The sequence below is a fragment of the uncultured Olsenella sp. genome, from assembly GCF_959602185.1.
In the GTDB taxonomy this organism is placed as follows: Bacteria; Actinomycetota; Coriobacteriia; order Coriobacteriales; family Atopobiaceae; genus Olsenella_I; species Olsenella_I phocaeensis.
In genome coordinates, this window is the sequence record NZ_CAUGRZ010000009.1 from 95,496 (window position 1) to 107,365 (window position 11,870).

Sequence of the window (11,870 nt, forward strand, 5' to 3'; positions counted from 1 at the left end):
CTGCCTCGGAGCATCGTCGCACGGACACCTCTCGCGGGTCAGAACGGCACACTCCCCAGAAGACCGTCCAAGTAGCGCGTCCGATTGGAGCGGTGCATCCTCTCGGAGTTGTGAATTCTCTCGACGCTGCCTTAGCGTACGAGAGGAATGACTGCTGCACAATGTCAACCAAGGCGACCTTGTGCCACGAGAGAGAGGGAGTAGTCATGCACGCTCATCACATCTGGTTCGCCGTCGGGGGTGCCGCCGTCGCAGGGACGGTCGCAAAGCTCGCGAGCACGGGGCTGCTCCACAAGGGTGCCGTCGCCGTTGCCACCTGCGCGATGAAGGTCGACGCCGCCGTGACGGCCGAGACCCAGAGCATCGTGGACGACGCGAACGACGCCACGGCCGAGGCTCGCCGCAGGGCGAAGATCGACTCAGCCGTAAAGGAGCGCCTTGCCGTCGAGGAGGCAAGGATCCGCGAGGAGGTCACTGCCAAGGTCGATGCCGAGGGTTGCGAGGCATAGCCCTTCATGCATTACAAGATCATCTCTGACCTTCCTGGCCGCCTGCGCCTGCGCTGCGGCTCCAACCTCTTTGGAGACGAGGAGGCGCGTGGCGTCGCATACGCGCTCATGCGCAGTCCCGGCGTGAGGCATGCGGAGGTCCACCCCGCCAACGGGTCGGTCCTGGTGGTCTTTGACCCGTCCTGTCGCGAGCGCGTCCTCGGCGTGGTAGACGGCCTCGATGTCCTCAGGCTTCCGACTGCGGAAGTGGGCATCGAGTCGTACGCGAACGCCATCGAGATCGCGGCCGAGAACAACCGCTTCGCCCTGCGCCTGGGCGGCCTCATCGCCTGGCGTGGCATACGGAGCCTGCTTCTTCCTGCCCCCCTGCGCCACGCATGGACGCTCATGCGCTCCGTCGGCTTCATCGCGGAGGGTCTGAGGCGTCTTGCGCGCGGCGAGATCACGGTCGAAGTGCTCGACGCCACCGCCGTGGTGGCGTCGCTCCTGAGGCGCAGCTTCGGCGAGGCCGACACGGTCATGTTCCTGCTGCAGCTCTCCTCGGTCCTGGAGAGGCACGTGCAGAGCCGCGCCCACCTCGCCCTCAAGGACGGTCTCATCACGCGCGCCGAGAACGTCTGGGCCGTGGTCGATGGCAGGGACGTGCGCATCTCCATGGACGAGGTCGAGCGTGGCCAGGTGCTCCACCTTCCCCAGGGGAGCGTGCTTCCCGTCGACGGCACGGTGGTGGACGGGGAGGGACAGATAGACGAGGCGTCCATGACCGGCGAGTCACGCCTGGTGCACAAGTCGGTGGGGTCCACGGTCTATGCGGGCACCGCCCTCGAGGACGGGGACCTCCTCGTTCGCGTGACCGCTGCTCCGGGGGACGCGCGCATCGACGGCATCGTGACCATGGTCGAGCAGTCTTCCGAGCTCAAGGCGGGCGTCCAGAGCAAGGCGGAGCACCTTGCTGACGCGCTGGTGCCCTACAGCTTCCTCTCGTTCTTCGCGATTCTGGCCCTGACGCGCAACGTGACGAAGGCCATGGCCGTGCTCATGGTCGACTACTCCTGCGCCATCAAGCTCTCGACTCCCGTCGCGGTCATGAGCGCCATCGACGAGGCCTCCAAGTGCAGCATCGTGGTCAAGGGCGGCAAGTACCTCGAGGCCCTCGCCGCTGCGGACACCGTCGTCTTCGACAAGACCGGCACCCTCACCCATGCCTCTCCGCGCGTCGAGAGGGTGCTGAGCCTCGCCGGTGCGGACGAGGACACCGTGCTGCGCTACGCGGCATGCATAGAGGAGCACTTCCCCCACAGCATGGCGCGCGCCATCGTTGCCGAGGCAGACCGACGTGGCCTCAGCCACGAGGACGAGCTGCACGCCAGGGTCAACTACGTGGTTGCGCATGGCATTTCGACGCAGGTGGACGGGCTCGAGGCGCTCATAGGCAGCGCCCACTTCCTCTTCGAGGACGAGGGGATCGCGAAGCCGGACGACCTCGAGGAGACCATCCAGGAGGCCATGCCCACCGCCTCGGTTGTCTACCTGGCGCTCGGCGGCGAGCTCGTGGGTGCCATCTGCATCAGCGACCCGCTGCGCGGCGAGGCTGCCGCGACCATCGCGCGCCTCAGGGGGCTCGGCATCCAGAAGGTGGTCATGCTCACGGGCGACTCCGAGTCCTGCGCCGCCCACGTCGCCTCCTCCGTCGGCATCGACAGCTACCATGCGCAGGTGCTGCCAGAGGACAAGAGTGGCTATGTGCAGGCGCTGCGCGACGAGGGCCACACCGTCATCATGGTGGGCGACGGCATCAACGACTCGCCGGCACTTGCTGCGGCAAATGTTTCGGTCGCCCTCTCTGACGCGAGCGACATCGCCCGCGCCGTGGCCGACGTCTCGGTGCTGGACTCGTCGCTCGAGTCCCTGGTGACCATGCGTCTCCTCTCCCAGCGCCTCATGGGCCGCATCCGTCGCGACTACGGCTTCATAGTGGGCTTCAACTCCGCGCTCATCGCCCTGGGAGTTGCCAGCGCCATATCCCTCACGACCGCCGCCTACCTGCACAACGCCTCCACGCTGGGCGCGGTGGCCCTCAACACGCGCCACTTGCTGCGAGCGGGGGAGGGAGGGGTCGACTAGCGCGCCTCTCTTGCCTTGGGCTGGCTGCGTGCGCCTGGGACTTCCTGCTCCCGTCCTGTCATTTGTGCTTGCGTCTTCCTATAATTGGTAAGCACGAGCTAACTTTTGGACATGGATGGGAAGCGCATGGAGAATGCAGCCTACCTCGAGGTCACGGACCTCAGAAAAGGGTACGGGTCGGGAGAGGCCCACGTGGAGGTCCTCAGGGGCCTCTGCACGGGTGTTCGGTCGGGCGAGATCTGCACCCTCCTGGGCCCCTCGGGATCGGGCAAGTCGACCTTCCTCAATCTCGTGGGTGGCCTCGAGTCGGCCGACTCCGGCAGCATCCGCGTGGGCGGAGAGGAGCTCACGACCCTCTCCAAGCGCGAGCTCGTCGAGTACCGACGCCGCGAGCTCGGCTTCGTCTTCCAGTTCTACAACCTCGTCCCGGACCTCACGATCAGGGAGAACATAGAGGTCTGCGCCTACCTCTCTTCCGAGCCCCTCCCCATGGACGAGCTCCTCGAGTCCCTGGGCCTCTGGGACCACCGCGACAAGTTCCCCAGCCAGGTTTCGGGCGGCCAGCAGCAGCGCTGCGCCATAGGACGCGCCTTGGTCAAGGCCCCCCGCCTCCTGCTCTGCGACGAGCCCACGGGCGCCCTCGACTACAAGACCTCCAAGGAGATCCTCCAGCTCATGGAGGACGTCAACCAGCGCTATGGCTGCACGATGGTCATCGTCACCCACAACGAGGCCATCCAGTACATGTCCCATCGCGTGCTCCAGCTGCGCGACGGACAGATCGTCTCGGAGCATACGAACCAGACGATTAAGCCCGCCTCCGAGCTGAGCTGGTAGCCGCCATGAGGAACCCACTCGACAGGCGAATCCCACGCGAGCTCAAGGCGAACCTCGGGAAGTACCTGGGCATCTTTGCCCTCCTCTTCCTCATCTCCGCCATGGTGACCGGCTACATGGTCGCCGCATCGTCGCTCCAGGCGACCATCGAGGGCATGCGCGACAGGTATGTCGTCGAAGACCTGCAGTTCGACTGCGACTTCGAGGCCCCCAAGAAGGCGGTGAGGGCCGTCGAGGCGCTGGGGATGACGGTGCACGAGAACTTCTACCGTGACCTCACGATGGGCTGGAGGAAGGCGTCCGGGGAGGAGGGAACCGGCACCGTCCGCGCGATGCGCGTCAGGCGAGACTTCGACCTTCCCATATACGTGGAGGGGGAGGAGCCGAACTCGAGGGGCCAGATCGCGCTCGACCGGACGTTCTGCGAGAACAACGGGCTGCGGGTGGGGGACCACGTCACCGTGGACGGGAGGGACTTCGCCATCAGTGGCGTCATGACGCTCTCGGATTATCCCACCCAGATGGTCCACAACTCCGACCTCATGTACAACACCCAGAGCTTCTCGGTCTCGCAGGTCTCTGACGAGGACTTCGACCAGCTCGTGGGAAGCTCGGCGCAGTGGCGCTATTCGGCGGTCCTGGACGATCGTTCTATGGCGCTTCCCCAGAGGGTCGAGCTCGAGAGGAGGGTGGCAGAGGCCATCAGCCAGAACGGCGCGTCGCTCTCGAGCATCGTGGACCGCGAGTCCAACCAGGCCATCACCTTCAGCCAGGACGATGTGGTCCAGGACCAGGGCATGTGGGAGGTCATGCTGGTCCTGCTCGTGCTGATCATGGCCTTCGTCTTCGTCGTGCTCACCAACGCCACCATCGAGGAGCAGAGCTCGGCGATCGGCACGCTGCTCGCCTCGGGCTGGCGGCGCTCGGAGATCCTGCGCCACTACCTCACGCTGCCCGTCCTGGTGGGGACCGTCGCCTGCGTCGTGGGCAACGTGGTGGGCTACGCGTTCCTGGTCAAGCCCATGGCCAACCTGTACATGCGCAGCTACAGCCTACCTCCGTACGTTGTGACCTTCCAGCCGCGCGTCTTCGTGATGACGACGCTCATTCCCCTGGGCATGCTGGTGCTTATCACCTTCTTCGGCCTGCTGCGCAAGCTGGGTGCGACCCCCCTGGCGTTCCTGCGGCACGAGACCTCCCATCGCAGGGGCCTCGGCCGCGTGCGCCTCCCCAGCTCCTGGGGCTTCTCCCTGCGCTTCAGGGCGCGCGTCTTCCTGCGCAACATCTCCCAGTTCGTCATCCTCTTCCTGGGCATCTCGGTGGGAAGCATCCTCCTTCTGATGGGGCTGATCATGCTGCCCACCGTCGAGCACGTCGCCCGCACCATGAGCCAGTCGGTTCCCGCCCAGCACGTGTACCTGCTCAAGGCGCCGTTGCGCCTCGACGGCAGCGTCGACGAGCGGGCGGCGTTCGAGGCGGCGGAGACCCTCTCCACCTCGAGCGCGGAGGACATCCAGGCACTCGACCCCGCGGCACTCCTGGGCCTTGCGGTCAAGGCGCAGACGGTCAACCCGGACGACCGGGCGGTCAACGTGCGCGAGAACTCTCCCGAGTGCATCGAGCAGGCCGAGCGATTCGCCGCCGCCAGCCTCGAGGTCAAGCGCAACCTTGCCGACTCGATGGAGCAGATCACGCTCTATGGCATCGAGGAGCCGTCGCGCTACTGGTCTGACGTGCAGCTCTCGCACGGCGGCATCGTCGTGGGGAAGGGGCTGTCCCAGAAGTGTGACCTCAGGGTCGGGCAGACCTACCCCTTCATCGACCGCTTCGAGGGCAAGACCTATGAGCTCAGGGTGGATGGCATCACGGATGGCGACACCAACATGGACGCGTACCTGTCGCGTGCGGACTTCTGCGCGCTGATGGGGGAGCCGGACGACTACTTCAACGGCTATGCGTCGGACGAGGCCCTCGACCTCGACCCCCGCTTCGTCGCCAAGGAGATCACGCCGCAGGAGATGCTCAAGGTCGTCGACCAGATTCAGGAGTCCATGGGCGACATCATGAACACCATGGTCGCCCTCTCGGTGCCCTTCTACCTGGTGGTCATGTACCTGCTCACCAAGACGGTCATCGACAGGTCCGCCCGCTCGATCTCGTACATGAAGGTGTTCGGCTACCAGGACGGCGAGGTCGCCCGTCTCTACGTCCGCTCGATCACCACGGTGGTGGCCCTGACCCTGGTGCTGAGCCTCGGCGGGATCGTAAGCCTCTTCAGGCTGATCATGAAGTTCATGATGGTCAACTACTCCGGGAACTGGACGCTCTGGTACGCACCCCAGCACCTGGTGGAGCTGGTGGTCATCGGATTCGCCACTTATGGCGTCGTCGCCCTGATTCACCTGCGCAACATTCGCAGGGTCTCCCTCTCGGAGGCGCTCAAGGTCCAGGAGTAGCTTGCGACGCGCCGCCAGCGACGACGCGACAAGGAGCGCGGCCTCCGTCTCCCAGGGGACGGGGGCCGCGCCATGTGGGCGAGAGAAGACCCCCGTCGAGTAAGGGCCTGCCCCGCCTTCCTGCTGGCCGCGCCATGTGGGCGAGAGAAGACCGCAAATCCTGTGAAATGCTGTCGTCTAGCTGCGCCAACAGGCCAAACGCGAAAAACGACAGCATTTCCCACAGAATGCTGTTTTCGCATCCTGCGCTAGCGTGTCTCCGTCGTCGCGCTACTCCGCCTCCGCGCGGCGCTGGTCGGCACCGCGGCGGTTCTCGCCCTCGAGGGAGCGGATGTGGGCTATGTCCTGGGTGGTCTCGAGTGCGCCCAGGTATCTGCCCTCCTCGTCCCTCACGGCAAAGTAGCGGATGTAGAGGAACTGCTCGCCCCTGTGGATCCAGAACTCGAAGCTGTCCTTGGCACCGCTGCGGAAGTCCTCGAACACCTTGTGGACCATGGCCTGGCTCTTGGGGGGATGGCAGTCGTAGACGTCGCGTCCCAGGCAGCTCATCGGGCGCGGGAAGGCGCGCGTGTCCCCGTGGCTGAAGTAGCGGGTCTTGTCGTCGGCGTCGACGAAGGTGAGGTCGAGGGGGATGGTGTTGAGAACGGCCTCTATCTGGGCGACGCTGAACTCTCCCGTGGAGAGCCTGACCTTCTGCGTGCCGCCTGCCTGGGGCGCCTCGGGGGCAGGGGCGGACGCGCCGGCGTTGAGCCTTTCCTCGGCGATTTCGAGCGCGGAGGCGCGCCATGCGGGGGGCTCGTCGATTAGGACGTAGCCGAACTCGCCGCTCTCCTCGGCGATCTGCGTCCACTCGGATGCTCCCAGGGTCTCGAGCGAGAGGGGCACGAGGACGTTCTCCTCCTTGCTGACCATGGACTCCGCCCCCTCGCAGGCAGCGGCGAGCGTGTCCGCGGCTGCGGCGAGCCCCGCCGCGTCACCGGAGCTCGCAAGGGCCTCCGTCATCTGCCTCAGGTCACCCACGAGCTCGCGGACCTCGTCGTCCTTGCCCCACATGACCTTCGAGGGGCCCGTGACGCCGTGACGCTCGAGGTGGGGGAAGAGGAGCTCCTCCTTGCGCTTGTAGTGCGGGAAGATCGCGGCGAGCAGGTCCGCGTCCGCACGCAGCTTCTGGGCGAGCGCGCGAACGACGTCGGCACCCTTGGCCGCGCGGGAGAGGTCGACGTCGTCTCGAAGCCCCTCGATCAGCTTGAGTATCTGCTCGTTCTCGCTGCGCAGGGTGTGGACGGGGTGGCCGGGCCTGTCCTGGGGGTCCGTGCCCGAGAGGCCGGGCGCGCAGGACACGCTGCCCTCGAAGAGCGTGGCGTGCACGTCGCAGAGGCGCTGCACCTTCTCGACGGGAACGCCGCCCGAGATGAGGGCCTGCTCGGCCGCGGCGATCTCGCCGCCCGAGACGTTGGCGAAGTGGAGGGCGAAGTCCTTGCGCACGTCCTCGACGTCCTCGCCGGCGCCGAGGCGCTCGAGGTAGCTGGTGAGGAGCGCCTGGCGCTGCTCGGGGGTCTCGTCTGCCACCTCGGCTGCGGGGGCGTGTGCGGGCTCGTCCTCGTGGCCCTTGACGGAGAAGCCCGCCGCCTTGAGGCCCGAGATGACCTCGTCGAGGTCGATTCCCTTGGCCTTGCAGCCCTTGGGGATGGTCATGAGGCGACCCATGGTCTGGAGCCTGCCGGGCTTGGTTATCTCGTCGAAGCCGAGCGTTGCCATGACGTCCTTGAACTCGGGGAGTTCGGAGCAGAGTTCGTAGACGGTCTTCTCGAGGTCGATGAGCTTGTGGTTCATTGCTTCCTCCGTGAGTTAGGGGTGGCTAATGTTTGCCAGGCACTTACTACCCCACGAGAACTGTCCCAAACAGGGCAGCATTTCCGTGCACAGAAAAAGGCCCCGCACTGATGCGGGGCCTCGAAGACGCTCGCGTGCGAACGGAGGCTACTTCTTGGCCTTGCCCTGGTTGGCGACGGCGTTGATCTTCGCCTCGATGGTGGCGGGGTCGCCGATGTAGTGCTTGTCGACGACGTTCCAGTCCTTGTCGAAGGTGTAGGAGCAGGGGATGCCTGTCGGGATGTTGACCTCGAGGATCTGCTCGGGGGTCAGGTGCTCGAACTGCATCACGAGGGCGCGCAGGCTGTTGCCGTGCGCGGCGATGAGGACGCGCTTGCCGGCCTCGAGCTGGGGCTTGATCTCCTGCTCGAAGTAGGGCCAGGCGCGGGCGATGGTGTCCTTGAGGCACTCGGTGTAGGGGAGGTCCTCCTGCGGCACGTCGCGGAACTGGTCCTGGACGTGGGGGTCGCGCTCGTCGCCGGGCTCCAGCGCGGGCGGGCAGACGTCGAAGGAGCGACGCCAGATCTTGACCTGCTCGTCACCGTGCTCGGCGGCGGCGTCGGCCTTGTTCAGGCCCTGGAGGGCACCGTAGTGGCGCTCGTTGAGGCGCCAGGTCTTGTGGACGGGCAGCCAGTTGCGGTCCATCTCGTCGAGGACGTGGTTGAGGGTGTGGATGGCACGCTTGAGCAGCGAGGTGTAGCACACGTCGAAGTCGTAGCCTGCCTCCTTGAGGGCGCGCCCGCCAGCGGCGGCCTCCTCGTGTCCGGTCTCGGTGAGGTCGACGTCGGTCCAGCCGGTGAAGAGGTTGAGCTTGTTCCACTCGCTCTCTCCGTGACGGATGATCACGAGGTGCATGTACTCGTCGTTTGCCATGGCATTCCCTTCTCGTTGGGGGAGGGTTCTCCCCTCAGCTGCCTGCTACAGCTTGAATGATAAGCCTTGGGGCGGCATGACGTGCCGAGGGGCATGCGCTGGCAGCCTCGTCAGGCCCTTCCATGCGTCATGCGACCCGCTTCCTTCGCACCAAAAGGATTCTGTGGGAGGGGAGAGGGGCTCCAACTGGGAGGACGGCACCTCTCTTCGCATGAGAGCGTAGTCGTGCGAGCGGCGGTGCCGTATGGTGACGCAGGCCGCATCGGGACGACGCTCGTGCGAGCGGCGATGCCGTATGGTGACACAGATCACGTCGGGACGACGCACGCGAGAAAGCGCAAGCGCGAGTGGCGGCTTCCCGAATCGCACGCCACACGGGATTCCCACCTGCGACGAAGCGCCATGAATGCTCCAATCGGACGCCTGCCGGCCTTTCGCTCGACATTAGTTAGCTTTGGTGTACTCTACTTGCCAGCAGGAGTTAACGCGAGTTAACAAAAAGCCCCGAGGGCAGGTAAGGACGGCCCGAGGGGAGTGGGAGGCGCAAAGGCGCGCGACCCACGGCAACTCGTTTATCCCTACCTGGCGCAAGCGGACCCTCTCCCCGTCTTGCGAACAGGTCCTCAAGCGCCGCCCGCGTCCCCCCTTTCCTGCGCGAGCGGCGCTCTTTTTGTCACTTTGCCCGGGGACGTCGCCGAGCGCGTCGTCCCCGGGGCTCATAAGGGGTGATCCAATGAGCGGAAAGAGCGCGATGTCGGTGCGACTGGTCCATGCGCCACTCGAGGGCTGCGACGCGGAGCAGAGCGCCCTCGCGCACGCCTTCGCCACCACCCTCGTGCGCTGCTGCGCCGCCGTGATCGAGGGGACCAAGCCCGCGGCGCTCTTCTCGTTCAGACCTCCCGCCTGCGACTGTGGGAACGCGGCCTGCCGCAAGGCCCGCCTGAGGGAGACGATCGCCGCCTACGCGCGCGAGCTTCCCCTCCATGGCCTGGACCTCACCGTCCTCGGCCACGCGGGGGACCGCGTGCAGCTCCTCGTCTGGCGCTCCTCCCTCGTGGAGGGAATCGTCCGCGACCCGGAGCTCAGCTCCTTCCTCGAGGCGTCGGGCTACCGCTGTGGGAGCGCGTCCGAGCTGGTGGGCTGCTTCCGCCATCGCCTCGCTGCCTTCCACCTGGGCATCGAGCCGCGCTTCCCCCATGAGGTGGGCGTGCTCCTGGGGTACCCCCTCGAGGACGTCAGGGGCTACATCTCGGGTGGGCGGGAGACCTGCCGCGGTCCCTGGAAGGCCTATGGCAGCGCCAGCGAGGCGCGTCGCCGCTTCGGGAGGGTGGCCGCGAGCGAGGAGCGCTGCCGCAGGCGCTTCGCCTCGGGCCTGAGCCTGGCGGCACTCCTCTCGTAGGCCCTGCGTGACGCGCGGGCGGGTCCTGGCACCTCTCCGGCACCCGCCCGCGCATCGCACAGGCGATGTCCAACCACGAGCAAGGAGGAGAGACATGAGCAAGACAGCGGTCGTCTACTGGAGCCAGTCGGGAAACACGGAGGCCATGGCAAACGCCCTGGCGGACGCCATGGGGACGGAGGCCGTCGAGGTCTCGTCGTTCTCGGCGGACTCCGTCGCGGACTACGACGCGCTGGCCTTCGGCTGCCCTGCCATGGGCGACGAGGAGCTGGACCCGGACTTCGAGGAGGTCTGGAACGACTGCCTGCCCGCCTTGGGCGAGAGGCCCGTCGGCCTCTTCGGCAGCTACGACTGGGGTACGGGCGAGTGGATGGAGAGCTGGAAGTCTGCTGCGGAGGACGCCGGCGTCAACGTGGTCGGCACCGTCATCGCCAACCTCGAACCCGACGACGAGGCGCTTGGTGAGCTCAGGGCCCTGGGGGAGAGGCTCCTGGCCTAGCCTGGAGCCTGGCTCGCGTTCCTCTCGCCTGTGAAGAAAGCGTGAAGAGCGCAGGCGTGACGTGCGCAAGCGCACTCGGGGGAACAAGTAAGACGTGCCTAACAGGTTCCCAGACATGGGGTCCGAAGCCTAGAGAAAGGTTCTTCCCATGAGCGAAATCATTGATGTCTACGGTCGCGAGGTCCTGGACTCGCGCGGCAACCCCACCGTCGAGGTCGAGGTCGCCCTCGCCGACGGGTCCGTGGGTCGTGCCATAGTTCCCTCCGGCGCCTCCACCGGCGAGTTCGAGGCCGTCGAGCTTCGCGACGGCGACGACGCGCGCTACCAGGGCAAGGGAGTGCTCAAGGCAGTCGAGCACGTGAACAACGAGTGCAACGAGGCCCTGGTGGGCGTCGACGCCGCCGACCAGCGCGCCGTGGACGCAGCCCTGATCGCCGCAGACGGCACCCCCAACAAGGCGAAGCTCGGTGCCAACGCCATCCTGGGCTGCTCGCTTGCCGCCGCCCGCGCCGCGGCCGTCTCTGCCGGCCAGCCCCTCTATGCCTACCTGGGCGGCGTCAACGCCCACACCCTTCCCACGCCCATGATGAACGTCCTCAACGGCGGTGTTCACGCCGACAACAACGTGGACTTCCAGGAGTTCATGATCATGCCCGTGGGCGCCCCCGACTTCAAGACGGCCCTGCGCTGGTGCGCACAGGTCTACCACACCCTGAAGGGCGTGCTGAAGGACGCCGGCCTCTCCACCGGCGTGGGCGACGAGGGAGGGTTTGCCCCCGACCTCAAGAGCAATGCCGAGCCCTTCGAGTACCTCATGGCCGCCGTCAAGAAGGCGGGCTTCACGCCTGGCAAGGACTTCATGTTTGCCATGGACCCCGCGACCAGTGAGGTGTACGACAAGGAGACCGGACTGTACGAGCTCAAGGGCGAGGGCCGCTCGCTCACCAGTGACCAGATGGTCGACTACTGGGAGGAGCTCGTCGAGAAGTATCCCATCATCTCCATCGAGGACGGCCTCGCCGAGGAGGACTGGGACGGCTGGGTGAAGCTCACCGAGCGCCTGGGCAAGAAGGTCCAGCTCGTGGGCGACGACCTCTTCGTCACCAACACCGCCCGCCTGAAGAAGGGCATCGAGCTCGGTGCCGGCAACGCCATCTTGATCAAGGTCAACCAGATTGGCACCCTGACCGAGACCCTGGAGGCCATGCAGACCGCCCAGCGCGCTGGCTACACCTGCATCGTGAGCCACCGCTCCGGCGAGACCGAGGACACCACCATCGCCGACCTGGCCGTCGCCACCA

Annotated in this window: 9 protein-coding genes; 7 read left to right on the top strand and 2 right to left on the bottom strand. The window is 66.3% G+C overall.

Going from position 1 to position 11,870, the window contains the following annotated elements; translation table 11 throughout:
* The first annotated feature begins 206 nt into the window (after positions 1-206).
* From Q5923_RS07445 to Q5923_RS07460, 4 genes are all read left to right on the top strand, one after another.
* Positions 207-509, top strand: coding sequence for a hypothetical protein (locus Q5923_RS07445; protein WP_009277928.1), 303 nt, complete (start codon positions 207-209; stop codon positions 507-509).
* A 6-nt stretch (positions 510-515) separates the two neighbouring features.
* Positions 516-2,633: a heavy metal translocating P-type ATPase gene (locus Q5923_RS07450; RefSeq protein ID WP_062529601.1), complete on the top strand. Its 2,118-nt coding sequence runs from the start codon at positions 516-518 to the stop codon at positions 2,631-2,633.
* Between the two features lie 126 nt (positions 2,634-2,759).
* Positions 2,760-3,470, top strand: coding sequence for an ABC transporter ATP-binding protein (locus Q5923_RS07455; RefSeq protein ID WP_062530369.1), 711 nt, complete (start codon positions 2,760-2,762; stop codon positions 3,468-3,470).
* A 5-nt stretch (positions 3,471-3,475) separates the two neighbouring features.
* On the top strand, positions 3,476-5,926 hold the full coding sequence (locus tag Q5923_RS07460; RefSeq protein ID WP_303133193.1) for an FtsX-like permease family protein: 2,451 nt from the start codon (positions 3,476-3,478) through the stop codon (positions 5,924-5,926).
* A 270-nt stretch (positions 5,927-6,196) separates the two neighbouring features.
* On the opposite strand, the gene Q5923_RS07465 is transcribed toward Q5923_RS07460, so the two are convergent.
* On the bottom strand, positions 6,197-7,759 hold the full coding sequence (locus tag Q5923_RS07465; protein ID WP_072499817.1) for a DUF438 domain-containing protein: 1,563 nt from the start codon (positions 7,757-7,759) through the stop codon (positions 6,197-6,199).
* Positions 7,760-7,906: 147 nt separating this feature from the next.
* Positions 7,907-8,671, bottom strand: coding sequence for a 2,3-diphosphoglycerate-dependent phosphoglycerate mutase (gene gpmA / locus Q5923_RS07470; RefSeq protein ID WP_062529607.1), 765 nt, complete (start codon positions 8,669-8,671; stop codon positions 7,907-7,909).
* Between the two features lie 733 nt (positions 8,672-9,404).
* Between gpmA and Q5923_RS07475 the strand changes: the two genes are divergently transcribed.
* The 3 genes from Q5923_RS07475 to eno all read left to right on the top strand — a co-directional run.
* Positions 9,405-10,070, top strand: a complete 666-nt coding sequence (locus tag Q5923_RS07475; protein ID WP_303133196.1) for a DUF3793 family protein — start codon at positions 9,405-9,407, stop codon at positions 10,068-10,070.
* A 94-nt stretch (positions 10,071-10,164) separates the two neighbouring features.
* Complete coding sequence (locus Q5923_RS07480) at positions 10,165-10,569, top strand: flavodoxin domain-containing protein (protein WP_303133198.1); 405 nt, start codon at positions 10,165-10,167, stop codon at positions 10,567-10,569.
* Positions 10,570-10,717: 148 nt separating this feature from the next.
* On the top strand, positions 10,718-11,870 hold a 1,153-nt coding region (gene eno, locus Q5923_RS07485; RefSeq protein ID WP_303133200.1), incomplete at its 3' end, for a phosphopyruvate hydratase.

Bases quoted from the DNA above. Each gene is read 5' to 3' on its own strand.
- Q5923_RS07445 (WP_009277928.1), top strand. From the start codon at position 207: ATGCACGCTCATCACATCTGGTTCGCCGTCGGGGGTGCCGCCGTCGCA.
- Q5923_RS07450 (WP_062529601.1), top strand. From the start codon at position 516: ATGCATTACAAGATCATCTCTGACCTTCCTGGCCGCCTGCGCCTGCGC.
- Q5923_RS07455 (WP_062530369.1), top strand. From the start codon at position 2,760: ATGGAGAATGCAGCCTACCTCGAGGTCACGGACCTCAGAAAAGGGTAC.
- Q5923_RS07460 (WP_303133193.1), top strand. From the start codon at position 3,476: ATGAGGAACCCACTCGACAGGCGAATCCCACGCGAGCTCAAGGCGAAC.
- Q5923_RS07465 (WP_072499817.1), bottom strand. From the start codon at position 7,759: ATGAACCACAAGCTCATCGACCTCGAGAAGACCGTCTACGAACTCTGC.
- gpmA (WP_062529607.1), bottom strand. From the start codon at position 8,671: ATGGCAAACGACGAGTACATGCACCTCGTGATCATCCGTCACGGAGAG.
- Q5923_RS07475 (WP_303133196.1), top strand. From the start codon at position 9,405: ATGAGCGGAAAGAGCGCGATGTCGGTGCGACTGGTCCATGCGCCACTC.
- Q5923_RS07480 (WP_303133198.1), top strand. From the start codon at position 10,165: ATGAGCAAGACAGCGGTCGTCTACTGGAGCCAGTCGGGAAACACGGAG.